The sequence below is a fragment of the Halosimplex halophilum genome (genome assembly GCF_004698125.1).
Classification (GTDB): domain Archaea; phylum Halobacteriota; class Halobacteria; order Halobacteriales; family Haloarculaceae; genus Halosimplex; species Halosimplex halophilum.
In genome coordinates, this window is the sequence record NZ_SRHV01000005.1 from 777,459 (window position 1) to 799,750 (window position 22,292).

The 22,292-nt window shown below is 71.3% G+C and carries 22 protein-coding genes and 1 pseudogene; 9 read left to right on the top strand and 14 right to left on the bottom strand.

Annotated features, from left to right (window positions below):
• Positions 1-175: 175 nt before the first annotated feature.
• The gene (locus E3328_RS20120; protein ID WP_135366466.1) at positions 176-2,053 is read left to right on the top strand and encodes a carbon starvation CstA family protein; all 1,878 of its coding nucleotides are present in this window, start codon (positions 176-178) and stop codon (positions 2,051-2,053) included.
• Here E3328_RS20120 and E3328_RS20125 read toward each other — a convergent pair.
• The 4 genes from E3328_RS20125 to E3328_RS20140 all read right to left on the bottom strand — a co-directional run bounded on the left by E3328_RS20125 (position 2,050) and on the right by E3328_RS20140 (position 6,092).
• Positions 2,050-2,736: a DUF8052 family protein gene (locus E3328_RS20125; RefSeq protein WP_209452246.1), complete on the bottom strand. Its 687-nt coding sequence runs from the start codon at positions 2,734-2,736 to the stop codon at positions 2,050-2,052. The genes E3328_RS20120 and E3328_RS20125 overlap by 4 nt on opposite strands.
• Entirely contained in the window at positions 2,733-3,152 is a 420-nt protein-coding gene (locus E3328_RS20130) for a cupin domain-containing protein (RefSeq protein WP_135366413.1), read from the bottom strand. Before E3328_RS20130 ends, E3328_RS20125 begins: the two co-directional genes overlap by 4 nt.
• 740 nt (positions 3,153-3,892) lie before the next feature.
• Positions 3,893-5,689: an archaeosine synthase subunit alpha gene (gene arcS / locus E3328_RS20135; RefSeq protein WP_135366414.1), complete on the bottom strand. Its 1,797-nt coding sequence runs from the start codon at positions 5,687-5,689 to the stop codon at positions 3,893-3,895.
• Positions 5,690-5,774: 85 nt separating this feature from the next.
• Positions 5,775-6,092, bottom strand: coding sequence for a hypothetical protein (locus E3328_RS20140; RefSeq protein WP_135366415.1), 318 nt, complete (start codon positions 6,090-6,092; stop codon positions 5,775-5,777).
• Between the two features lie 121 nt (positions 6,093-6,213).
• On the opposite strand from E3328_RS20140, the gene tmk reads away from it, so the two are divergent.
• On the top strand, positions 6,214-6,819 hold the full coding sequence (tmk, locus tag E3328_RS20145; protein WP_135366416.1) for a dTMP kinase: 606 nt from the start codon (positions 6,214-6,216) through the stop codon (positions 6,817-6,819).
• Between the two features lie 18 nt (positions 6,820-6,837).
• On the opposite strand, the gene E3328_RS20150 is transcribed toward tmk, so the two are convergent.
• Positions 6,838-7,191: a DUF7991 family protein gene (locus E3328_RS20150; RefSeq protein WP_135366417.1), complete on the bottom strand. Its 354-nt coding sequence runs from the start codon at positions 7,189-7,191 to the stop codon at positions 6,838-6,840.
• 90 nt (positions 7,192-7,281) lie between these two features.
• Here E3328_RS20150 and E3328_RS20155 point away from each other — a divergent pair, with 90 nt between their 5' ends.
• A complete protein-coding gene (locus tag E3328_RS20155) occupies positions 7,282-8,334 on the top strand; it encodes a thiamine pyrophosphate-dependent enzyme (RefSeq protein WP_135366418.1) in 1,053 nt (350 codons plus the stop codon).
• 96 nt (positions 8,335-8,430) lie between these two features.
• Here E3328_RS20155 and E3328_RS20160 read toward each other — a convergent pair whose 3' ends face one another.
• Entirely contained in the window at positions 8,431-8,661 is a 231-nt protein-coding gene (locus E3328_RS20160; protein ID WP_135366419.1) for an Lrp/AsnC family transcriptional regulator, read from the bottom strand.
• Between the two features lie 183 nt (positions 8,662-8,844).
• On the opposite strand from E3328_RS20160, the gene E3328_RS20165 reads away from it, so the two are divergent.
• Positions 8,845-9,525, top strand: coding sequence for a potassium channel family protein (locus E3328_RS20165; RefSeq protein ID WP_135366420.1), 681 nt, complete (start codon positions 8,845-8,847; stop codon positions 9,523-9,525).
• A 1-nt stretch (position 9,526) separates the two neighbouring features.
• A complete protein-coding gene (locus E3328_RS20170; RefSeq protein WP_135366421.1) occupies positions 9,527-9,757 on the top strand; it encodes an Lrp/AsnC family transcriptional regulator in 231 nt (76 codons plus the stop codon).
• Between the two features lie 5 nt (positions 9,758-9,762).
• Here E3328_RS20170 and E3328_RS20175 read toward each other — a convergent pair whose 3' ends face one another.
• The 5 genes from E3328_RS20175 to E3328_RS20195 form a co-directional block, all read right to left on the bottom strand.
• A complete protein-coding gene (locus E3328_RS20175; RefSeq protein WP_135366422.1) occupies positions 9,763-10,347 on the bottom strand; it encodes a hypothetical protein in 585 nt (194 codons plus the stop codon).
• Between the two features lie 143 nt (positions 10,348-10,490).
• Positions 10,491-11,417 (bottom strand): EamA family transporter, encoded by a 927-nt coding sequence (locus tag E3328_RS20180; protein ID WP_135366423.1) that lies wholly within the window; start codon positions 11,415-11,417, stop codon positions 10,491-10,493.
• A gap of 117 nt (positions 11,418-11,534) precedes the next feature.
• Positions 11,535-12,215, bottom strand: a complete 681-nt coding sequence (gene upp / locus E3328_RS20185) for a uracil phosphoribosyltransferase (RefSeq protein WP_135366424.1) — start codon at positions 12,213-12,215, stop codon at positions 11,535-11,537.
• Positions 12,216-12,884: 669 nt separating this feature from the next.
• On the bottom strand, positions 12,885-14,360 hold the full coding sequence (gene tgtA / locus E3328_RS20190) for a tRNA guanosine(15) transglycosylase TgtA (RefSeq protein WP_135366425.1): 1,476 nt from the start codon (positions 14,358-14,360) through the stop codon (positions 12,885-12,887).
• 45 nt (positions 14,361-14,405) lie between these two features.
• Positions 14,406-14,969, bottom strand: a complete 564-nt coding sequence (locus tag E3328_RS20195) for an NUDIX hydrolase (protein ID WP_135366426.1) — start codon at positions 14,967-14,969, stop codon at positions 14,406-14,408.
• A gap of 143 nt (positions 14,970-15,112) precedes the next feature.
• On the opposite strand from E3328_RS20195, the gene E3328_RS20200 reads away from it, so the two are divergent.
• Positions 15,113-15,601, top strand: coding sequence for an NUDIX domain-containing protein (locus tag E3328_RS20200; protein ID WP_135366427.1), 489 nt, complete (start codon positions 15,113-15,115; stop codon positions 15,599-15,601).
• Between the two features lie 79 nt (positions 15,602-15,680).
• The gene (locus E3328_RS20205) at positions 15,681-16,946 is read left to right on the top strand and encodes a hypothetical protein (RefSeq protein ID WP_135366428.1); all 1,266 of its coding nucleotides are present in this window, start codon (positions 15,681-15,683) and stop codon (positions 16,944-16,946) included.
• A gap of 39 nt (positions 16,947-16,985) precedes the next feature.
• Here E3328_RS20205 and E3328_RS20210 read toward each other — a convergent pair whose 3' ends face one another.
• The gene (locus tag E3328_RS20210) at positions 16,986-18,284 is read right to left on the bottom strand and encodes an outer membrane protein assembly factor BamB family protein (protein ID WP_135366429.1); all 1,299 of its coding nucleotides are present in this window, start codon (positions 18,282-18,284) and stop codon (positions 16,986-16,988) included.
• A 158-nt stretch (positions 18,285-18,442) separates the two neighbouring features.
• On the opposite strand from E3328_RS20210, the gene E3328_RS20215 reads away from it, so the two are divergent.
• Together E3328_RS20215 and E3328_RS20220 are read left to right on the top strand one after the other, a co-directional pair.
• Positions 18,443-18,637 (top strand): DUF8107 family protein, encoded by a 195-nt coding sequence (locus tag E3328_RS20215; RefSeq protein WP_135366430.1) that lies wholly within the window; start codon positions 18,443-18,445, stop codon positions 18,635-18,637.
• 118 nt (positions 18,638-18,755) lie between these two features.
• Positions 18,756-19,454 (top strand): type 1 glutamine amidotransferase domain-containing protein, encoded by a 699-nt coding sequence (locus tag E3328_RS20220; protein WP_135366431.1) that lies wholly within the window; start codon positions 18,756-18,758, stop codon positions 19,452-19,454.
• A 797-nt stretch (positions 19,455-20,251) separates the two neighbouring features.
• Here E3328_RS20220 and E3328_RS20225 read toward each other — a convergent pair.
• Together E3328_RS20225 and E3328_RS22250 are read right to left on the bottom strand one after the other, a co-directional pair.
• Complete coding sequence (locus tag E3328_RS20225) at positions 20,252-21,343, bottom strand: archaeosine biosynthesis radical SAM protein RaSEA (RefSeq protein ID WP_135366432.1); 1,092 nt, start codon at positions 21,341-21,343, stop codon at positions 20,252-20,254.
• A gap of 73 nt (positions 21,344-21,416) precedes the next feature.
• A pseudogene (locus E3328_RS22250) lies at positions 21,417-22,292 on the bottom strand (hypothetical protein); the annotation flags it as partial.

The window sequence follows — 22,292 nt, forward strand, 5'->3', positions numbered from 1 at the left end:
GGATCCATAACACAGACAACATCGATCGGCCGCGACGGTCCCCGTCGCACCGCCCGCTGGCCCCACACGGTCGTTCGTACCGTCACTTTACGGCCAGTAAGTGTCGGGTAGGTTATATCATAATCTTCAAGTTTTATGGTGTTCTTTCGTGATGTAGGGTGTGAGGTGGCAACACATGGTACAGGTGATGTGGCTCGCGATCGCGGCACTGGTAACGTTCTCGGTGGGGTATCTCGGATACTCCAGGTACCTGGCTCGGTTCGTCGAGCTGGACGACGAACGGGAGACACCGGCACACAAGTACGACGACGGCCAGGAGTACGTCCCGTCGAAGAAGCCGGTCTTGCTCGGACACCACTACTCGAGTATCGCGGGCGGGGCGCCCATCGCGGGGCCGATCACGGCCGCGGCGGCGTTCGGCTGGATCCCGGCGATCATCTGGATCGCCGTGGGCAACCCGCTCTTTGGCGCGGTCCACGACTTCATGTCGCTGTCGTCGAGCGTCCGCCACGACGGCAAGTCGATCGGGTACATCATCGGGCAGTACGTCGGCGAGCGCGGCAAGAACATGCTGCTGTGGTTCGCGTACCTGACGATCATCCTCGTGATCGCCGCGTTCGCGTACCTGATCGGCCTCGTGCTGGACGCGTTCCCGGCGGCGGCGACGGCGTCGGTGATCTACATCGCGCTGGCGGTGCTGTTCGGGGTGTACCTCTACCAGCTGAACCTCCCCTTCCTGCCGGGGGCCGTGGCGTTCGTCGCCATGGTGTTCGGCGGCGTCTGGGTGGGGCTCCAGTACCCGCTGGCCATCTTCGCCCGCCCCGAACTCCCCGAGGGGACCATCGTCCTCTTCGGCTCGGGCGGCGAGTGGCTGCCGCTGGCGGGCGCGTTCGACCCGAACATGGCCGCCTGGGTGCTCGTGACGGTCCTCTACGCGTTCGCCGCGAGCGTCCTGCCGGTGTGGGTGTTGCTCCAGCCGCGTGACTTCCTCACGTCGAGCCTGCTGTACACGGGCGTCGGCGGGATGATCCTCGGCGCCATCGTCGGGACGATCGTCGGGTTCAGCCCGGTCGACGTCAACGTGTTCGTCCCCGGGCTGGAGGACCCGGTCCAGACGGCGACCATCGAGACGCTGACGACGCAGGTGCCCGGCTGGACCGGCTTCGTCTCCAGCCTCGGGCCGCTGTTCCCGTTCCTGTTCGTCACCATCGCCTGCGGGACGATCAGCGGGTTCCACTCGCTGGTCTCCTCGGGCACGACCGCCAAGCAACTGGACAAGGAGAGCGACGCCCGCCTCATCGGCTACGGCGGCATGCTCGGCGAGGGGCTGCTCGGTATCACCGCCGTCCTGGCGGTCGTCATCGTCGCCGGGTCGACGGCCGGCCTCGGGTCGGCGCTGGTCACCTTCCCCTCGGGCGGCGGCGCCCTGCTGACCGTCTTCGGGGTCGGGACCGCGGCGGCCGCGACGTTCATCGGCCTGGTGTTCGTCAGCTTCCTGCTGACCAGCACCGACACGGCCATGCGCCTCGGGCGGTACATGCTCGAGGAGGTCGTCGGCGCGCCCGAGACGAGCGTCGAGGAGACGGTCACGAACCGCTACGTCAACGCCGGGATCCTGTCGCTGGCCGGCTACCTGCTGGTCGCGTCGGGGACCTGGGAGAACATCTGGCCGCTGTTCGGCGGCGCCAACCAGGCGCTCGCCGCGCTGGCGCTGCTGGTCGCGACCGTCTGGCTCGCCAACTGGGACGACTCCAAGCAGCTGGTCAGCACCGGCGCGCCGCTGGTCTTCATGCTCGCGGTGACCGTCGTCGCGCTGCTGTGGATCGGGCTCTACCGCAACCCCTCGACCATCGTCGCCGGCGAGTACGAGACCACGATCGGCGCCGTCTCGCTCGGCTTCCAGAGCCTCATCGCGCTGGTGCTGGTCGGGCTGATCTTCGGGATCACCCGCCGCGCCTACAGCGACATCAAGGAGGCCCGCGGCGGCCTCGACCGCGAGGCCATCGTCGGCTCCGGCGGCGGAGGCGGCGGCGTCGAGCCCGGCGACGACTAGAACAGCCGACCGAGGAGTCCCGACGACTCCTCGTCGGGGTCGGACCACAGGTCGAACGCCCGGTCCAGATCCGTCGCCCGGCTCGTCACGATTTCTTCCCGGTCGGGCGCCACGACGACCAGGTTCACCTCGTAGTGGCCGTAGTAGCCGTACCTGATGAGCGTCCGGTCCTTGAACCCCGAGACGAACTCCCGGACGGCCCCCGGAATCCGCGGGACGACCAGCGCCACCGTGAAGTCCGTGCTGAAGTGTTCCTCGTCGGCGTCGATCCACTCGTCGGCCAGGTCGTGGGCCCACTCGACGAGCGCTTCGAGGTCGGCGACGCCGACCCCGTCCCGGCGGGCGACGAACAGGTGTTCCGTCGAGTCGTGGTTCGCGTAGTTCAGCGCCGCGTGGAACAGCTGTTTGCGGCTCTCGATCGCCATCCGCCCGTACAGCGTGAACGACTCGCCGGCGACCGTCCGGTCTTTCTCCAGGTCGAAGTTGTGCATCAGTCGGCCGCTCACCCGCTCGACGTACTCGTCGTCCCAGACCGGCACGTCCTCCGGCCTCGCCTCGCCGGTCGCGGTCTCCTCCTCCAAGTCCGCGGCCGCCGCCTCGTCCGCTTGCTCGGCCTCCGTCGGCCCCCCCGGGTCCGGGCCCTCGCCGTCGGCGTCCGCGCCGCCTCGCTCCCGGTCGCTCATGCGTCGTCCCCTCCGTTCCCGCTCTCGTTCTCCTCGTCCCCGCTCTCGCTTTCTTCGTAGGCGTGTACGTCGTCGACGGCCGGCGCGCCCACGACCAGCGCGACCGCCCGCTCGTCGGCCGACTCGGGGACGTGGGCGCGCTGGGGGCTGTCGGGTTCGACGACGAACGCCTCGTCGGCCGCGACCTCGTAGGTCTCGTCGGGCGTCTCGACGGAGAGCGTCCCCGACAGCACGTAGAAGACCTCCTCCTGTTGGTCGTGGTAGTGGTAGGCCAGCGGGACCGCCTCGCCGGGTTCGACCTCGTAGCGGTTGACCGCCACGTTCTCCAGCCCCGCCGCGTCGGAGACCGACCGCTGGACGCTCGGCCGGTCCGGCGCGGGTTCGATCTCCCCCACCGCCACGTGGTGGTATCCCATGTCACGTTCGATGGGTCCGGGACCGTAAAAACGTGCGCCCGGGACGGGTCTCGACGGTTTCGGTTCGACGTGCGAGTCGAGTAGTTGTTTCCGTTTGTGGTGTCGTGAAACGAAGTCACGTCGGGGAGAGCGCAGTCAACCGCAGGCATCGAAAGCCCTCGGCGGGCTCGCGGTCGCTGTCTCCGAAAATCTTCGATTTTCGGGATCTCGCAGGAGCGGAGCTCCTGCGGACCTCGCGAATCTCCGATTCGCTCAGTGACGAGAGAGCGGAGCTCTCTCGAACCAAGCGGGATATCCGCGCTCTCCGCACTGCCCGCTCACGGCACAGCCGTTCGCTTCGAGGCGCCCAGCGCCTCGCACCGCGCGGATAGTCGCCCGCTCAGACGACTCAACTGGACGCGAGCACGCCTCGCCTTTTCAGTCCGCCGGGAGAGCAAGCTCTCCCGAGCCCGCGCTCACACGTTCGCGCGGACGCCAGGGACCGTACAGCACAGCACCGCGACCGCACCGCAGACGGCCACGAGCCTCCCCAGCCGATTCGCGACTCGCGAGTCGCGAATCCACCGTCGGAGCACGCTCCGACGAGCCTTCGTTCACACAGTTCACGAAGACCTCGCGCGGCTACCGTCGCGCGCATGAACGCGCGCTCCAGCGCACGCCGACCGCACAGTAACCGCCCACCGCAACAGCGCTCACCTGTACTGGACGCCCTCCATCGAGCGAGCCGGGCCCGGATCGACTCAGTCCAGTTCCTCGACGTGGCGGACGTGGGCGGCGATCCCGCGGGTCGAGCGGGTCATCTCGGGGCCGGACATCTCGGCGCGGCCGACGGCGAAGGCGCTGGGGCCCTCGAAGACGACCTCGTCGCCGACGCGGATCGACTCGTCGGCGTCGACGATGCCCGGCGCGAGGACGCTCCCGTGGGGGACGAAGTCGTCGATCTCGACCCGCTTGGTGGGCGCGTCGCTCTCGACCCAGCGGCGGGCGCCCGCGAGCGTGAACGCCAGCGTGCCGTAGGGGCGGACGACCACGGCCAGTTGCTCGCCGTCGCCGTCGTGGGCCTGGAGTCCGGGGTGGCTCCCCCGGATCCGGAGGTCGTCGAACAGATCGTCGCCCGCGCCGGCGCCGAACTGGTAGTCGGCGATGGCGCGGACGGTGTTGTGCTGGCGCTCGCGCTTGCCGTACTTCAGTTCGCCCGAGAGCTCGCTGGCGAGGTTGCCCAGGGAGTCGGTCGTAGTCGGGTGGTCCTCGACGGTGTAGGTGAACTCGGTCCCGAGACTCTCCTCGACGCGCTCGCAGATGGGGCGGTAGTCCTCGGGGACGTGAGCGATGACCCGGGGGTAGTCGGTGTGCTCCAGGTAGCGCTCCAGCACGCTCGCGACGAACTCGACCTCGTTGGCGCTCCAGCGGCCGGTCACGACCGAATCGTAGTGCTGGGCGGGGTAGGTGAGTTCCAGTTCCTGCGGGACGACGCCGATGGGCGAGGTCATCGACACCTTGTGGGCGCGCCACTGGACGGCGTCGTGGTACTGGCCGTGGCTCTGGGAGTCGCTGTACGGTTTGCGCGCCGAGCAGGGCACCAGCACGAGCGGGTTGTCGAAGCGGTTTCGGTACCGCGACGTGACCCGCTCGGCGAACCGCTGGATCTCCACCCGGCGGATGGTGTCCTCGGTCGCGGCGGTGATCTCGGCCTGCCGGAGGACCGGCGTGCGCTCCTCCAGGTAGCCGTACTGCTGGTCGAGCCGCCGGAAGACGGCGGTGAGCCACTGCTCGTGGCGGGCCTGGCCCTCGATGTAGTCCCGCAGCCGGCCGTCGCGGATCCGCCGGCGGACGGTCTTGAGGGCGGCGGCCAGGGCGTTGACGTTGTGGCGGGCGCAGTCGGCGCGGTCGAACTCGTCGCGCGGCTGCTGGCAGGCGGGGCAGGCGCAGGGGAGCTCGTCGAGGTCTTCGAGGAACTGGTGGCCGTCGACGGTGAGATAGCGGCCCTGGGTGCCGCGGACGACGGCGCGGTCGGCGTCGACCAGATCGACGCCCGCGTAGACCAGCGTCGCGACGTTCGCGGGCGTGGCGACGCCCGGCAGGTACAGCGCGGCGTCGTAGGGGATCGCTTCGCGGACCTGGATCATCGCGTCGACGAACTGCTCGGCGTGGCCGGCGATCCCCGGCGCCCCCGAGAGGACGTAGGCGTCGGTCCCGAGATCGTCGGCGGTGTCGGCCGAGATCACGGCGGCGCTCGGGAAGTCGGCGTCGGGGACCTCGGGCGCGAACGCGTCCTGCACCTCGTCGGGCGTGCCGGCGGGGAACCCGCGGGCGGGCAGGACGGTGAGCCGCGAGTCGTCGCCCTCGGGGGCGTCGGGTTCGGTCGCCCATCCGCTGCCCTCGTCGGCGAGGACCGGGTGGGCGACCCCCGCCTCGGGCGCGTCGTCGTCGCGGTCGGCGTCGGTGACCAGGGCGGGCGTCGTCACCGGCGAGTCGAGGCGCACCTCGGCGAGACGGGCCGCCCCGTCGCGCTCGTGGACCTCGAAGTGGTCGGTCATGGTTCTCCCGTCGGGGTGCCGTGGGATGAGACTGTCGTCTCGGGGCGGGGGCGGGGACGGAACCGGAGATGCGCCACCGAGCCGCTCACACCACGAGCGGGAGCGCGAGCAACACGACCGCGCCGATACAGGCGAGCGTCGCCAGCAGCAGCCGCTCGAAGCGGTCGCCGACCGGGACGACCTCGCGGTAGGCCGGGTCGAGCGTCCAGACCATCCGGTGGTACAGCCCCGCGGTCGACGCGGCGAACAGCCCGGTCGAGACGACCACCCCGTACCGGATCGGGAGCCCCAGCGCCCGGAAGTACAGCGGGCCGAACGAGTAGACGACCGCGAACGCGATGCCCGCGACCACCAGGAAGGGAACGGGGTCGACCGCCTCCCCTTCCCGGTTCCGGAGCTTCATGCGCGCGCTTGGGGCGCGACGGCCGTATGTCTTGTCCGCCGATATCCGCGGCGGCGGTGAGGCGTGCCGGCGGTCGTCCGGCCACCGGGGCGTTTAGGTGGGGCCGTCGAGACACGCAGGTATGCTCGTGACGCTGGAGGGGCTCGACGGCAGCGGGAAGTCCTCGGCGGCCGCCCACCTCGCCGACAGCGACGCCGTCCCCGCCGACGCGGTGTTCACCCGCGAGCCCACCGACTCGTGGTACGGCGAGGCCGTCGCCCGCTCGATCGGCGACGACGACGCCGACTCGCTGGCCGAACTGTTCCTCTACACCGCCGACCACGCCGACCACCTCGACCGGACGATCCGCCCCGCCCTCGCGGCCGACCGGCTCGTCGTCTCCGACCGCTACTCCGACTCCCGGTACGCCTACCAGGGCGCGACGCTCGCCGACCACCCCCACCTCGACGTCGACGACCCGCTCGCCTACGTCCGCGACGTACACCGGCCGTTCACCCGCCGACCGGACGCGACGGTCTATCTCGACGTCGACCCCGAGACGGGCGCCCGCCGGGCGGGGTCGACCAACAAGATGGAGCAGGTCGAGTTCCTCGAATCGGTCCGCGAGAACTACGAGCGGCTGATCGACGACGACCCCGGGCGGTTCGTCCGCGTCGACGCCGCCCGCCCGCAGGAGGCGGTGCTGGCAGACGTGGAGTCGGCCGTGGTCGATCTGCTGGACGGGTGAGCGGTCGCGTGCGGGTGCTCAGCGGTTCTCGTAGCGGCTGGGCCGCTCGCGGTCGTCCCAGCGGTCGGGGAGGTCGACCTCGTCGGGGGAGGGCATCCAGAAGTAGTCGAAGGTCACCCCCGCGACCGTCGGCAGGAGGATTATCACCGTCACGACCGCCCCGGCCGAGCCCAGGTCCGGCCCCAGCGGGAGGACGCCGCTGAAAAACAGCGTCGACAGGACGAGCGCGAACGGGACGAGGAGGGCGGCGTAGAGGAACCCGCCCCAGCGGGTCGACAGCCGCACCCGGAAGAAGCGCGTCATCAGCGCGGCGACGGCGCTGTGGGCGACGACGAGGAAGACCAGTTCGAGGGCGTCGACGGCACTGACCATACCGGCCGTAGGCGCCGCGCGCTCTTTGAGGTGTCGACTGCGCCCGCGCGTCGGCGCAACCCATTTTTCGGCCCCGCCCCACGGGACGGTATGCACCGCGTCGTCGGCGAGCGGTCGCTGGGCGAGACGAGCGTCGAGCCCGACCTGGCCCGCACGCTGCTCCGGGAGATGGTCTTCGCTCGCGTCTTCGACGAGCGGGCGGTCGCGCTCCAGCGCCGCGGCTGGATGAGCGGCTATCCGCCCTTCGAGGGCCAGGAGGCCTCCCAGGTCGGCGCCGCCCGCGCGCTCGCCGACGACGACTGGCTCTTTCCCACCTACCGCTCGAACGCCGTGCAACTGGCCCGCGGCCGCTCGCCCGCCGACATCCTCCGTTTCCGCCGCGGGTTCTCCGAGTACGAACCCGTCGACGGGGACGACACCGCGGCGGGCAGGGAGCCGGTCACGTTCACGCAGGCGACGCCGATCGCGACGCAGCTCCCCCACGCGGTCGGGGCGGGGATGGCCGCGGCCCACCGGGACGCCGACCGCGTCGCGTGCGCCTGTCTCGGCGACGGCGCCACGTCGGAGGGGGACTTCCACGAGGCGCTGAACTTCGCGGGCGTGTTCGCCGCGCCGGTCGTCTTCCTCTGCGAGAACAACGGCTGGGCGATCAGCCTGCCGACCGACCGCCAGACGGCCAGCGAGACCATCGCGGGGAAAGCCGGCGCCTACGGTATCGAGGGAGTGCGGGTCGACGGGATGGACCCGCTCGCGGTCTACGAGGTCGTCGCCGAGGCCCGCGAGTCGGCGCTGTCGGGCGAGCCGGTCCTCGTCGAGAGCCTGACCTACCGCCGGGGGCCGCACACGACCGCCGACGACCCCGACCGCTACCGCGACGCGGCGACCGAGGGCCTGCCCGAGTGGCGGACCGCGGACCCGCTGGAGCGGTACGCCGACTACCTGCGCGAGGAGGGCGTCGTCGACGAGGGGTTCGTCGCGGCCGCTCGCGAGGCGGCCCGCGAGGAGCTGGACGAGGCCGTGGCCGCCGCCGAGGGGAGCGAACCCGACCCCGGCGACGTGTTCGACCACGCCTACGCGGCGCCGCCGCCGCGGCTCCGCGACCAGCGGCGGTTCGTCACCGAGCGGGACGGACGGCGGGAGTGAGCCGACACAGCGGAACCGAGCGGCGGTGGCGCCGCCGGGTCGGTCCGGCCGCGGCTGCGGAGCCGGGGCGTGCGGATCCGGTCGCGAGGAGAGCGGTCAGTCCAGACAGATGTAGGTCTTCGTGTCGGCGACGCCGTCGAGGTCCCGAAGCCTGGTTGCGACGCCGTGCATGAGGTCGTACACCTCCTCGCCGACCGCCTCGACGATGATGTCGTACTGGCCGGCGACGATGTGCGCCTCCTCGACCCCGTCGATCCCCCGGATCGAGTCGAGCAACTGTTCGGACTTCCCGGCCGCCGTCTTCACCATGATAAAGGCCCGCACCATCGTAGACCGAACTTCGCCCGGCCGCTCCAAAAACCTTCCCCCGTCCCGCCGAGGACCGGATTAATCGGATAGCGTGGGATTGACTCCCATGCTCGGGGCCGGGGGTTCGACCGGGGGGTCGCGGCCGCCGAACGGGGGGCGATCGGAGGTAGCTTTATTCCGCCCCTGGTCGTACGCGTTACCATGCGATTCGTTATCGTGGGTGCCGGCCGCGTCGGGCTGCGAACGGCACGCGCACTCGAAGACAGCGGACACGAGGTGGTCCTCATCGAGCGCGACCCGACGAAAGTCGACCGCGCGAAGGCCGAGGGCCACGAGGTCATCGAGGGCGACGCCAGCGACGAGCAGGTGCTGCTCTCGGCCGACCTGGCCGAAGCCGACGCGCTGGGCGCGCTGACGGGCGACCTCTCGACGAACTTCGTCGCCTGCATGGTCGCGAAACACCACGGCTGTCGCACCGTCCTCCGGATCGACGAGGAGTACCGCGAGGACATCTACCGCAAGTACGCCTCCGACGTCGACGAGGTCATCTACCCCGAGCGGCTGGGCGCCATCGTCGCCAAGAACGCGCTGCTGGGCGGCAACATCCGCGCCGTCGCCGACATCGCGCAGAACCTCCAGCTCGTCGAACTGACGGTCACGCCCGAGTCGCCGATGCGCGGTTACACCCTGAGCGAACTGGAACTGCCCGCGGACACCGAGCTGCTCGCGTTCGGCAAGCAGGGCGACCCGCTGTCGATCCCCGACGAGGACGTGTCGATGGAGGTCGGGGACACGCTCGCCATCCTCGCGGACTTCGAGAAACTCGACGACGTGCGTCAGATCGTCGTCGGCGAGGCCGTCGCCGCGAAGGGGGGTGCCTGAGATGGTCCGCGCCTACGTCATGGTCAAGGCCCACTCCGGCGACGCCGAACGGCTCAAATCCGAGATCCTCGACGTGGAGGGGGTCGAGGACGCCTACATCGTCGCCGGCGACGTGGACTTCATCGCCACCGTCACCGTCGACGAGACAGCCGACGTGAAGGCCGTCGCCGCCACCCACATCCAGAACCTGGATGGCATCGAGGACACCCAGACCTACGTCGCGATGGACTGACCGCCTCACCGCGCGGGGCGGTCGGGATCGCCGGTCTCCGTCCCCGCGTCGTTCCCTCCGGCCGTCCCCACGGCGAGGTACGCCGATTGAGAGACGTACGTTCCACCGTCGAGCATGTGGAGCGCCTTCGCCGTCGCGTAGTGGTTCCCGTCGGCGACCGACGGCGTCTCGGCGTCGGGCCGCCGGAAGAGGGTCAGCTGTTCCGTCGCGGGTTCGCCCTCGCCGAACCCGCGCGCCCGCCGCCGGATGTACTCCACGTCTATCCCCTCGCAGACGCCGGTCAGCCCGTCGTCCCTGATGCGTTCGGCGGCCCCACGGATCGTCCCGTCGGGTGAGAGCACCCGCCAGGACTCGTCCGGCGGTCCCTCGATGACCCGCAGGTGCCCGAACTCGCGCTCGGAGAGCTCCGTCCGGTACCACTCGATCCGACAGCGCCAGACGAACGACGCCTGGAACGGGCACTGGCAGAGCAGCGTCCCCACGAGTTCCCAGTCGTGTTCGGCCCCGCGGAAGGCGAACTCCCGGTAGGGCTTTCGCTGTTCCCGGCGTAGCCAGTTTCGAACCGCCTCCTCGAGTTCCACGGGCTCCATTCGACGACCCTACGTCCCCGGGCGAGAAAACGTGCCCCATCGGATCGGTCCGCCGACCGGGTCGGTCGCGGGCCTCGCCACCGACCTCGTCGGCCGAGCGGCCGGTCGTCCGGAACCGCCGGTCGTCTCGCGGAGCGACGGTCTCACCCCCGGACGACGAGCGTCACGCCGACGACGACGAGCAGTGCCGCGCCGACCAGCCGCGGCGTCACGCGCTCGTCGCCCCGGAGGAATACCGCGGCGCCGGCGACGACGAACAGCGTGCTCGCGCTCAGTACGGGGGTCGCAACCGACACCGGGACCCTCGCCAGCGCCTCGTAGTACGCGAGGAGATAGACGGTGTTGGCGACGCTCGCCGCGAGCAGCCAGCGCTCCGCACCGAGGGAGGGCCGCCGACCCGCCCGGAGCGCCCCGAGAGCGGGGACGCGTCCGCCCCGGAGTGCCCGCCAGAGGAGATAGAGGCCGAAGGCCGTCGCCGCGGCGACGATACGGACCGCGACGCCGACCAGCGGCGTCGTCCCGTCGGCCAACCCCAGTTTGGTGAACACCGGGTCGATACCGAGGAACAGCGCCGCGGCGACCGGAAAGGCGACGCCGATCCAGAGCGCTCGTCCCGTGGCCGTCCCGGGCGCGGCCCGGCTGTCGAGGCCGACGAGCGCGCCGGCGCCGACCAGCAGCGCCACGCCGCCGAGTCGCGCTGCCGTGACGAACTCCCCGAGGAAGGCGACGGCCGCGCCGAGCGCGAAAAGCGGGGCCAGCGCCCGGAGCGGCTCGGCCCGACTCGCGCCCAGTCGCTCGATCCCGACGTAGTAACAGACGCGGGCGAGCAGCGAGCCGAGGAGGCCGGCGACGGCGAAGGCCGCGACCGCCCGCGCCGTCAGGCCGAAGTCGGGAGAGGCGGCGAGGGCGGCCGCGGGGACCACCACGAGCAGGTTGACGGCGAACACGGCCCCCACGACCGCCGCGATCGAGCGCGTCTTCGTCCCGAGGCGGACGGCGATACCCTGGGCCGCGAACGCGAGCGCGGAGAGCAACGCGAACCCGACGCCGACGACGAACTCCGACACCATCCGTCTCCCCGTTGTGGCCGAGGGCCCGTCAGTCCCGGCCTTGTCCCTGACGCCGTCGGGGAACGGTGTCTGCCTGTCCGCCCGGCGCCGGGCCCGACGCGAACGGGCACTCGCCGGTCACTCCGTCGTCCGAAACGCCCGGTCGCCCGCGTCGCCCAGCCCGGGCACGATGTAGCCGTCCTCGTCGAGTTCGTCGTCGATCGCCACGGTGAGCAGGTCGGCCTCCGGGACGGCGTCGCTCACCTGCACCAGCCCCTCGGGCGCGCTCACCGCCGAGAGGACGAACAGGTTCTCGGGCTCGGGCTGGCCCTCCAGCACGCGGTCGAGGACCGCACACATCGTCGACCCGGTCGCCAGCATCGGGTCGGCGACGATGACGGTGTCCTCCGGCTCGATGTCCGGCAGTTTGACGTAGTCGACGGAGATGGGGAACTGCCCCTCCTCGTCCATGCCCGCCGCCTCGTCGCGGCTGGCGGAGATGACGCCCTGGCGGGCGCGGGGGAACGCCTTCAGCAGTCCCTCGACGAACGGCGTCGCCGCGCGGAGGACGTTGACGATGACCACGTCGTCCAGCCCCTTGACGCGCTGGCCCATCGTCTCCGTGAGGGGGGTCTCGACCGGGACGTACTCGGTCTCCATCGCCCCGTCGATGATCTCGTAGCCGCAGACCCGGCCGAGCTTGACCAGCCCCTTCCGGAACGCCACCTGTTCGGTCTCCACGTCGCGCAGCCGCGTCAGCACGTCCGTAGCGAGCGCGTGGTCGATGAGTTTCGCGTCGCCGCGGTCTTCGATCGCCATACCCGCGAGTGTGTCCGGCCACACCAAATATCCACGGCTACCAGGTGTCGGTTGTCCCTCGGACGTGGGCGGACTCCTTCGACAGGCTCGCCAGCAGTATCGGTGGCCGCAGGGGGCGGCAGGCGCTGAAAGGGCGAGGCGCGCTCGCTCGCTGGAGTCAGCATCGCAGTCGACAGCAGGCGTTGAAAGCCCTCGCCGCACTCGCTCGGAGCGGGATCGACCGCACTCGACGGGGAGCGCTGAAAGCCCTCGGCGTGCTCGCGGTCGCTGAGCGGGATATCCGCGCTCTCGGCACCGCCCGCTCACGGCACAGCCGTTCGCTTCGAGGCGCTGTGCGCCTCGCACCGCGCGGATAGTGCCCGCTCAGGCGACTGAACTGCGCGCGAGCGCGCCTCGCCTGTTCAGTCCGCCGGGAGAGCAAGCTCTCCCGAGCCCGCGCTCACACGTTCGCGCGGACGCCAGGGACCGCACGGCGCCACAACTGCCCCGCACAGCACCGCAGACGGCCACGAACCTCCCCAGCCGATTCGCGACCCGCGAGTCGCGAATCCACCGTCGGAGCAAGCTCCGACGAGCCTTCGTTCACACAGTTCACGAAGACCTCGCGCGGCATACGGTCGCGCGCACGAGAGCGCGCTCCAGCGCGCGCCACGGCGGAGGGTCGGGTCTCTACTCGTCGCTCTCCAGGTTCCACAGTTCGACGCGGTCGGGAACGTCCGCGAGCGCGCTCGCGGGCCAGCCGTCGTGGCCGAGCGTGAACGCGGTGTCGGGGTGGGCGTCGACGAGGCGGGCGACGCCGGCGGCGGCGGCCTCGTAGGCGGGCGCTTCGAGGCGTTCGGGCGTCTCGGCGGTCAGGGGGTAGCCGTCGACGAGTTCCCGCGGGAACGGGCCGAAGGGGGCGAGCACGTTCCAGCACTCGTCGAAGCCGTCGGCGTCGTTGCCCTCGGTGAGCAGGACGGAGTCGCCGCGGGGGTCGAGCCGGTCGAGCCGCCGGTGGTGACGGACGACCTCGGGTCGGCGGGCGCTCTCGCCGGAGAGGTGGAAGAAGGTGTCCTTCGAGACGGGGTCGGTGCGTTCGAGCTGGCCGGCGTGGTCCAGCAGGGCGCGGTAGCCGTCGAGCATCGCCGGGTGGCTGCGGGCGCGGGCCTCGACGAGCTCCAGCAGGTCGCCCCGGCGGATGGCCTGCTTGATCGTCCGGAGCTCGCCGTAGGAGACGTGGAGGTTGTGCTCGGCGAGCAGCCGCTCGCGCTGGTCATCGTCCATGCTTCGGAGTTCCGCCGGTGTGTGACTGGTACAGACCGGGCAGGAACAGGGGAAGTATTCGAGGTCTTCGAGGTGTTCGGTGGTGCGGACGGTCATGTAGCGGTCGTCGCGAGCGTAGATGGCGTAGGCCGCCGAGTCGAACAGATCGCAGCCCAGCGCGACCGCGAGCGCGAACATCATGGGGTGGCCGGCGCCGAACAGGTGGACGGGCGCGCTCTCGGGGAGGCCCCGTTTCGCGGCGGCGACCACGTCCGCCAGGTCGGCGTAGCGGTACTCGTTCATCATGGGCACGACCGCCCCGATCGGGAACACGTCCAGCCCCGACTCGGCGGCGTGGGCGCCCGCCGCCTCGCGCAGGTCGGTGTAGGTCGACCCCTGGACCGGCGCGTTGACGAGCATCTCGCCCGTCTCGACTTCGGCGGCGGTCGCCAGTCGCTCTTCGGTGGTCGCGAGTTCGTCTTCCGCTTGCTCGCGCGAGGCGTCCGGCGGCGTCGGGATGTCGACCGGCGTGCCGATGTCCGAGCCGATCCGCCGCTGGAAGTCGAGGATCTCCTCGGTGGTCACGTCGATGTCGCCGTACTCGGCGAGCTGGAACGAGCCCGAATCCGTCACGATCGCGCCGGAGAAGTCGAGCAACTCGTGGAGGCCCTGCTGTTCGACGGGCTCGCGGAGGTCCTCGCTGCCGTAGAGGACGTAGGAGTTGGTGATGAGGATCTCCGCGCCGAACTCCGATTCGAGCTGGGCGGGCGTGACCGTCTGGAGGTGGGGGTTGATCACCGGCAGGAGCGCGGGCGTCTCGACCGTGACGCCGGCGCGGGGCACCTCCAGTTCGCCCAGCCGCCCGGCGGCGTCGTAGCGGTCGACCTCGAAGACGTCGGTCATTGCCCGCGATATCCGGCCGGCGGGCCTAAGGGTTGTGTTCGGCGCTCACCCGCCGTCGGGTTCGTCGTCCCCGAACAGCGCGAAGTGCAGCACCCCGAGCATCGACCGGCCGTCGCGCAGGTCGTCCTCGCGGGCGGCCGCCACGAGCGCGTCGAAGGTCGTCGTCTCGACGCGGATGTCCTCATTGTAGTCCAGGTCCCGCTCGCCGGTCGGCTCGCAGTCGCGGGCGACGAAGTAGTGGAAGACGGCGTCGGCGAAGCCGTTGGCGGGTTCGACGGTTGTGAGATGCTCGACCCCGCCCGGCAAGTAGCCCGTCTCCTCTTCGAGTTCGCGGGCGACACAGGATTCGGGGTCGGCGTCGTCGTCCTCGACGCTGCCGGCGGGGAGCGCGCGGTTCACGCGGCCGACCGCCTGGCGCCACTCCTCGATGACGACCACCTCGCCCTCGGTCGTGAAGGGGAGGACGACGACGCTCTCGCCCTCCGCGAGGTAGTCGAACTCGGCCCGTTCACCGTTCGGGAACCGGACGGTATCGGTGACGACGTCGAACCCCTCGCAGGTGTAGGAGGTGCGGCTGTCCAGCGTCTCCCAGGCGAGTTCGTCGGTCATGGTGGAGGGGACGGCGCCACCGAGTTAGCGGTGTCGGCTGGCCGCGGCGTGTGGGCGCCGGCGGAGCGCGGACGGCGGACGGGCGACCGGTTCCGACGCCCGCGCCTCGAAACGCCGAAGGCCGGGTGGGTCGACGTGGACCCATGGACGTACGCGACGAGTTCATCCCCGCCGAGGAGTTCGCAACCGTGCTGAACCGCGTGCCGCAGGTCTGCGTCGAGGTCGTCCTCGAAGGCGAAGGCGAGGACTCGGACCGCGTCCTGCTCGCCCACCGGACGAACGAACCGGCGAGAGGCGAGTGGTTCTGGCCGGGCGGGCGCCTCTACAAGGGCGAGGAGCTCGAAGACGCGGCCCGCCGGATCGCCCGCGAGGAACTCGGCGTCGAGGTGACCGTCGAGGGGCGAGTGGGCGTCTACGGTCACTTCTGGGACGCCTCGCGGGTCGACGGCGTCGACTCGCGCCACACCGTCAACGTCGTCTTCCGCGTCTCGCGGGTCGACCCCGACGCCGCGATCGAACTCGACGACCAGCACGACGACTACCGGTTCGTGACCGGCGACGAGGACGGGCTCCACGAGTACGTCCGCGAGTACCTGGTCGACATGGGGCTGCGGGGGAGCGGAGACGACTGACCGGAGCGCTCCCGCGGCCGCGGCGGACGGCCGCAGTGGCCGAGCCCGAGCTTTTCCGGGCGGCGGCCCAACGGCGGGCATGGAGGACCGCTCGCCGAAGGCGGGACAGACGACCGCGCCCGAGTCGGAACGGCGGACGGCGGTCGCGGAGGCCGCCGGGGGGACCGACGTGGGCGTCGACGTGGGGGTGCTCCCCGCGACCGCCGGGCGGACCGAGCCCGACCGGCTGGTCGCGTTCGCCGAGCGGCTGGCCGCCGACGCGGCCGACGAACTCGCGGCGTCGACCGGCGCGACCTGGCGCTTCTTCGCCGAGGAGCCCGAACCGCTCTCGGACGGCGACCCGCGCCGGCCCTCGGAGTTCCTCGACGAGGCGGCGCTGCGGATGGTCGAGGGGCCCTACGACCTGGTCGTGGTCGTCACGGACGCGCCGCTGCTGGCGCGGAGCCGGCGGCGGGTCGCCGGGCTGGCCTCGCCGCTCGGGCGCGTCGCCGTCGTCTCGACCCACCGCCTCCGCGTGTCGGCGCGCGGCCGGGCGCGGCGGCCGCTCGACGCGCCCGCCGTCCGGTACAACGGCGCGGCGGTCCTGCTCCACCAGGTCGGCCACCTGCTGGGGGCCGGCCACGACCCCGCGGGCGGCGCGATGGCGCCCTGGGAGTTTGACCCCGGGCGGCGCTCGGTCCCGTCGTTCGACGCGGACGTGCGGCGCCACCTGGAGCGGACCGCGTCGCGGGTCCCCGAGGAGTCGGTCGAGTCCCGGAGCGTCGCCGAGCTCGTCGGCTTTCACCTGACGAGCGCGGCGCGGAACCCGCGGAAGCTGGCGCGTGCGCTGGCGACGAGCCGGGCGCCGCTGCTACCGCTCTTCCTCCCGAAACTGTCGACGGCGGCGGTGGCCCCGACGCTCATCCTCGTGTTCAGCGCCGAGACGTGGGACGTGGGCCTGAACCTCGACAACGCGACGGCGGCGCTGTTCGCGGTCGCGAGCGTCCTCGCGGCGGCGGTCTACCTCGTCTTCTCGCTGAACCTCAACGTCCCGCGCGAGCGGCGGGCGGTCGTCACCGAGCACGTCGCCCTGCTGAACGTCGCCATCCTGGGGATCCTCCTGGCCGGCATGGCCGGGCTGTTCGCGCTCGTCGGCGGTATCATGCTCGTCGTCGAGACATTCGTCTTCCCGCCGAACCTGATGACCAACTGGCCGAGCCTGGAGGACCCGACGGTGACGACCGTCGACATCGTCCGCATCGCCGGGTTCATCGCCACCATCGGCGTCCTCACGGGCGCGCTCGCCGGCGGGCTCGAGGACCGGACGATACTCCGTCACCTCGCGCTGTTCCGTCCGCGGCCCTGACCGCCGGTCACGACCGCTCTCGCCGGTCGCCCCGGGGCGTCACTCGTCGGCGTCGACCACGCGGTAGAGCCCGCCCGACTCCCCGGGGTCGGGCTCCCGGTCGTCGGCCTCTTTCGCGTCGAGGTACGCCGGGGATGCGCGCTCGGTGAAGTAGACGGCGTCGTCGGTGACCAGCGGCGCGCACGTGACGTTGCCGACCCCCTCGACGGCCCAGACCTCGTCGCCGGAGTCCTTCTCGACCGCGTAGCAGTAGTCGTCGTAGGAGCCGACGAGGACGTGCTCGCCCGTGACCGTCGGACAGCCGGTTATCCGGCCGCCGGTGTCGAACGACCACCGCTGGCTCCCGTCGTCGAACTGCAGCGCGTAGAGGTGCGAGTCGTGGCTGCCGACGTAGACGGTGCCCGTCTCGGCCTCGATGGCGGGGCCGGACATCACCAGCCCGTCGGTGTCGAACGACCACTCCTCGGTCCCGTCGTCCAGCGTCACCCGGTAGACCGAGCCGTCCCACGACCCGAAGACGGCGCTCCCGCCGGCGGTGGCGATCGGTCCCTTGATCGCCCGACCGGTCGGGAACTTCCACAGGTACTCCAGGTCGGGGTAGCTCCAGGCGTAGAGGTAGCCGTCATTCGACCCGACGACGAGGCGGCCGGCCCGGCGGTCGATCGCGGCCGTCGAGTGGGGATGGTCGGTGACCCGCTGGTCCTCCCAGACAACGTCGCCGGTGACGGCGTCGACGGCGAACATCGCGCCGCTGGGATCGTGGTACTCGACGGCGATGTAGACGGTGCCGTCGTGGTACCCGGGGCTGGACCCGATGGCGTCGCCGAGTTTCGCCCGCCAGTAGCGCTCGCCCGATTCGAGGTCGAACGCGTACAGCGCGCCGTCGTAGGCGCCGATGTAGACGGCCCCGTTGGCGACTGCGGGCGTCCCGTGGATGCCCCGCGAGGTCGGTTCGACCGACGACCGCCAGACCTCCTCGCCGTCGGGCGTCACCCGTCGGATCTCGCCGTTGTCGCCCGGGACGACGATGTCGCCGCCGGGGACTTCGACGGGGCTGGCCTTCGCCGCGGTGTGGTCGCCCGTGTTGATCCCCCGGATCGTCCAGTCGACTTCGGGATCCGTGGGGACCGTCGCGTCGGGGTAGACGCCGCGGCGCCGGAGGCCGCCGCGGAACTGCGCCTCGGCGGCCTCGCTGAGCGGTTCGCCGTCGGTCTCGATCCGGCTGACGACCTCCGTCCCCCCGGGCGCCGCCACGCAGCCCGCGAGACCGGCCGCGGCGCTGCCGGCGGCCGCGCCGGCCGCCCCCAGAAACGCCCGCCGCGAGTGGGGTTCGTCCATGGCCCGGTAGTCGTCGCCGGGTCGTTTCACTGTTACGGGCCGCGGGCGGGTCGACGGCGGGCCGCCTCCGCCCGGTTGCGCTCGGCCGCCCGCTCCCCCTCCGCGGTTCGCTCACCCTCACCCCCACAGCTAAGGGTTCGGCGGCCGCGCACGTGGACATGGCGACGGACGAGGCGCCCTCGGGCGACATCCGCGTGTTGCTCGTCCTCGATCTCCTCCTCTCGCTGCTGTTCAGCGTCGGCGTCGTCTACGCGCTGGATCTGGTCGGGATCGGCGAGTACACCTGGCGGAACGTCGCCCTCGCGACGCTGTTTCTCGCGGTCGCGACGTACTTCGCGGTCCTCCGGGAGTGAGCGCTGACGGGGCCGACAGGCGGGACAGCCACGGCCGACCCCTCCGGCACACCGCGGAGCCGGCAAGCCGTTCGGCCGGGGGATCCTTTAGGCGTCTCGCGCCCCTAGCGCGCGTGCCATGACATCAGCACTGTTCGTCGTCAGCGAGGAGGGCTACTGGGGAGAGGAGTGTATCGAGCCGCTCACGACGCTCGAATCCGCGGGCGTCGACGTGACGGTCGCGACGCCGTCGGGCGACCCGCCCGTCGTCGACGAGCGCTCGGTCGACCCCGACGAGGTCGGCGAGGAGACCGCCGAGCGCGTCCGCGAGGTCCACGAGAACCACCCCGAACTGAACGACCCCGAGCCGCTCGCCCGCGCCGACGCCGACGGCTACGACGCCGTCGCCTTCCCGGGCGGCCACGGCACCGAGTGGGACGTGAACCAGGACAGCGACGCCCGGCGGCTGCTCCGCGACGCCGTCGCCGGCGACGACGGCACGGCGCTCGTGGTCTGTCACGCCGTCGGCATCCTCGCCTTTACCCGTACCGACGGCGGGGAGTTCCTCGTCGACGGCCGCGACGTGACCGGCTTCCCCAACGAGTGGGAGGAGGGCATCGTCGACGACGCCGACCGGATGCCCGACGGCCGGAAGCTCCCCTACTGGGTCGAGGACGAGGTGAAAACGGCCGGCGGGAACTGGGACGCCGAACTCGACGCCGACGCGTCCGTCACCGTCGACGGCGACCTCGTGACCGCCCGCGGCCCCGAGTCGTCGGCCGCCGCCGCGCGCACTCTGCTCGACGAACTCGGCGTCGCCGCCGAGGCGGGCGACTGAGACTGAACTGAACGGCCGCCCCGGCGCGCGCTGGAGCGCGCTCTCGTGCGCGCGACCGTAGCCGCGCGAGGGATGAGCGGAGGAACGGAGTGACGAAGCGAATCGGCTGGGGAGGTTCGTGGCCGTCTGCGTTGCTGTGCGGGGCGGTTGTGTCGCCGTGCGGTCCCTGGCGTCCGCGCGAACGTGTGAGCGCGGGCTCGGGAGAGCTTGCTCTCCCGGCGGACTGAACGGGCGAGGCGCGCTCGCGCCGCCAGTCGCCTGAGCGACCCCTACCCTCGCGGCCGCACGACCGCGGGGGTATGTCGCTTGGTTCGAGAGAGCGAAGCGCTCTCGTCATCTCGGAAATCTCCGATTTCCGGCGACAGCGACCGCGAGCGCGCCGAGGGCGTTCAGCGCTTGCTGTTGAGTGCGGTAGAAACTCCAGCTAGCGAGCGCGCCGAAGATCTTCACCGCTCGCTGTCGAGTGCGACAGACCAGATTCAAGACGAGACGTGGATCCCCGGACCCTCCGTCGTCGGAGCCACGGCTCCGACGCGGCATCGCGACTACGGGGGAGTGCAGGGGATAGGATGGGGGAACGTAGGGGCTGGAGCGTGTGACAGTCGGGGTCTCCAGGGCCCCTACGATGCCATTGATCGTAGATGCATAAAAACCCACGGCAACCGGAGTGAAAGTGGAACCGCCGGACTGCATCGCCACGAACCGTGTCAACGACTGACTCACGGCGGCGATCGGAGGGGAGCGTTTCGGGTCGAGCAGCCGCCGGCGGCGGCCCGGAAGCGGTCGGGCGGTTCCGGCTACCGGGCGAGCGGGAGGGAGTAGCTGCGTTCGCGTTCCACGACCGCCTCCCAGGTGTGCTCACACTCACAGGACACCTGGTCGAAGACGGCGGGGTCCTGGCGCTGGTCGAAGTCCTTGATCGCGCGCTGGACGCGGTCGTCGCAGTCGCCGCAGTTGTGCGGGCCCCGCTCGGAGCCGTGGCCGACCGGGTCCGAGACGACGATCCCATTCACGTCGGCGGTCGATTCGAGCACCTCGGCGACCGACCAGAGCCACGGCGGGCGGTAGCCGCCCTCGTGGTACAGATCCTCGACCATCGTGTAGTTCTGGACGTTACAGGGGTTCATCGAGACGGTGTGACACCCCTCGACGTCGAGACAGCGCCGGACGGACCGTTTCATGTCTTCGACGGCCTCGCCCTCCGAGAGGAAGGGCGGTTTCATCAGGAGGTACGCCTTGACGCCGCCGCCGTCGACGGCGCTCGCCTCGGCGCAGGCGGCCTCGAAGTCGGAGAAGTCGAAGTACTTGTTGACGCAGTCGCGGCGGACCCGGTCCGTGGCGGTCTCCAGGCCGATAGCCACGTCACACTCCAGCCCCTCGTCGGTGAACTCGCGGACCTTCTCGCGGTCGACGAAGTCGGGCAGCGACTCGACGACGATGCGGTCGCGGTCGCCGAACTCGGCGGCGATGGCCCGGCGGGTCTCGGCGGACACCTCGCGCTCGTCGAGGAAGGAGCCGGAGGTGTAGATCTTGATCAGGTCGGCGCGGTCGCCGCGCAGGTCCTCGGCGTGTTCCGCCTCGTGGTCCAGACAGGCGTCGATCTGGGCCATGAGGTCCTCGTGGGCGACGCTTCCGCCGTCGACCGATTCCGCGACGTAGCCGCACATGGTGCAGCCGCCGGCGCGGGCCCACCGGCAGCCGCCGGTGTTGAGGATGATCGTGAGGGAGTCGACGAAGCCGTCGGGGGTGTTGTCCTCGTCGAGCCAGACCCGCGTGGGCTCGCGCGGGTCGTAGCTGGCGTCGTTGCGCGAGCGCACCTCGCGCATCACCTTGTTGTGGGCGTCCATCCCCTTGCCCTGCTCGTAGACCTCGGGGCTCGGCTGGCTCATTGGGGGCGTCTATCCGGGCAGGCGGTAAAACCTCCGCGGTCCGGGCGGCGCTGACCGCCCGCGCCCGCGGCGGTCAGCCGTTCGTCAGCGCGAGCCAGCGGAACTCGCCGCTGAGGGCGTCGACCGCCGGTAGCGCAGAGGGGCCGTAGTGGAAGAGGACGAACGACGTGAGCAGGAGGTAGACGGTCGCCATCGCGGTCGCGACGCCGAACGCGCCCGCGGCGACCCCCTGGAACCGGTCGTCGCGGCGGGCGGCCACCAGCGCCGCCGCCAGGACCGCGGCGGCGGCAAGCGACGCCAGCCCGAACGGCTGGACGACCCCGCCCTTCGAGGCGTCGACGAACAGGAGCGCGCCGAACGCCGCGGGCGTCCCGATCACCAGTCCCGCCTCGTAACCGAGGGCGACGGCCCGGGTGCGGTCGGCGAACAGCGACCGGACCTGCGGGATCCGGACGCAGCCGTAGACCGCCAGCGGGTAGAGGGGGTGGAGGTAGCGGACGGTCGCCTGGACGTGCACCGGGAGGTTGCCCATGTACAGCGAGAGGAACAGCGCCGCGAACACGACGACGAGCAGGTCCACGGCGTCGACGGCCTCTCGGAGGCGACGGCCCTCGTCGCGGATCTGTCGGCCCCGTCGGCCGAGCGCCGGCGGGAGCACGATCAGGGCCGCGAGGACCGGCGCCGATTCGAGCACCGAGAGGTTCGTCCGTCCGTCGAAAAAGAGGTTCCCGACGGACTTGTCGGCCTCGCCCCAGCGGACGAACGTCCGGAAGACCCGTCCGGGTTCGGTGACCAGCGTGACGACCCCGCCGACGTACATGTCCAGCGCCCGCCGGGCCAGCGGCCGGACGGCCTCGACCCCGGCGACGACCGTCCCCGCGAGCGCGGCGAGCGTGCCCGCGACCGCCGCGAGGACGCCGCCCGACCCGGTCGCGCCGCCCGACGCCCC

Coding starts and splice junctions, on each gene's coding strand:
- E3328_RS20120 (WP_135366466.1), top strand. CDS start 176: ATGGTACAGGTGATGTGGCTCGCGATCGCGGCACTGGTAACGTTCTCG.
- E3328_RS20125 (WP_209452246.1), bottom strand. CDS start 2,736: ATGAGCGACCGGGAGCGAGGCGGCGCGGACGCCGACGGCGAGGGCCCG.
- E3328_RS20130 (WP_135366413.1), bottom strand. CDS start 3,152: ATGGGATACCACCACGTGGCGGTGGGGGAGATCGAACCCGCGCCGGAC.
- arcS (WP_135366414.1), bottom strand. CDS start 5,689: ATGACCGACCACTTCGAGGTCCACGAGCGCGACGGGGCGGCCCGTCTC.
- E3328_RS20140 (WP_135366415.1), bottom strand. CDS start 6,092: ATGAAGCTCCGGAACCGGGAAGGGGAGGCGGTCGACCCCGTTCCCTTC.
- tmk (WP_135366416.1), top strand. CDS start 6,214: ATGCTCGTGACGCTGGAGGGGCTCGACGGCAGCGGGAAGTCCTCGGCG.
- E3328_RS20150 (WP_135366417.1), bottom strand. CDS start 7,191: ATGGTCAGTGCCGTCGACGCCCTCGAACTGGTCTTCCTCGTCGTCGCC.
- E3328_RS20155 (WP_135366418.1), top strand. CDS start 7,282: ATGCACCGCGTCGTCGGCGAGCGGTCGCTGGGCGAGACGAGCGTCGAG.
- E3328_RS20160 (WP_135366419.1), bottom strand. CDS start 8,661: ATGGTGCGGGCCTTTATCATGGTGAAGACGGCGGCCGGGAAGTCCGAA.
- E3328_RS20165 (WP_135366420.1), top strand. CDS start 8,845: ATGCGATTCGTTATCGTGGGTGCCGGCCGCGTCGGGCTGCGAACGGCA.
- E3328_RS20170 (WP_135366421.1), top strand. CDS start 9,527: ATGGTCCGCGCCTACGTCATGGTCAAGGCCCACTCCGGCGACGCCGAA.
- E3328_RS20175 (WP_135366422.1), bottom strand. CDS start 10,347: ATGGAGCCCGTGGAACTCGAGGAGGCGGTTCGAAACTGGCTACGCCGG.
- E3328_RS20180 (WP_135366423.1), bottom strand. CDS start 11,417: ATGGTGTCGGAGTTCGTCGTCGGCGTCGGGTTCGCGTTGCTCTCCGCG.
- upp (WP_135366424.1), bottom strand. CDS start 12,215: ATGGCGATCGAAGACCGCGGCGACGCGAAACTCATCGACCACGCGCTC.
- tgtA (WP_135366425.1), bottom strand. CDS start 14,360: ATGACCGACGTCTTCGAGGTCGACCGCTACGACGCCGCCGGGCGGCTG.
- E3328_RS20195 (WP_135366426.1), bottom strand. CDS start 14,969: ATGACCGACGAACTCGCCTGGGAGACGCTGGACAGCCGCACCTCCTAC.
- E3328_RS20200 (WP_135366427.1), top strand. CDS start 15,113: ATGGACGTACGCGACGAGTTCATCCCCGCCGAGGAGTTCGCAACCGTG.
- E3328_RS20205 (WP_135366428.1), top strand. CDS start 15,681: ATGGAGGACCGCTCGCCGAAGGCGGGACAGACGACCGCGCCCGAGTCG.
- E3328_RS20210 (WP_135366429.1), bottom strand. CDS start 18,284: ATGGACGAACCCCACTCGCGGCGGGCGTTTCTGGGGGCGGCCGGCGCG.
- E3328_RS20215 (WP_135366430.1), top strand. CDS start 18,443: ATGGCGACGGACGAGGCGCCCTCGGGCGACATCCGCGTGTTGCTCGTC.
- E3328_RS20220 (WP_135366431.1), top strand. CDS start 18,756: ATGACATCAGCACTGTTCGTCGTCAGCGAGGAGGGCTACTGGGGAGAG.
- E3328_RS20225 (WP_135366432.1), bottom strand. CDS start 21,343: ATGAGCCAGCCGAGCCCCGAGGTCTACGAGCAGGGCAAGGGGATGGAC.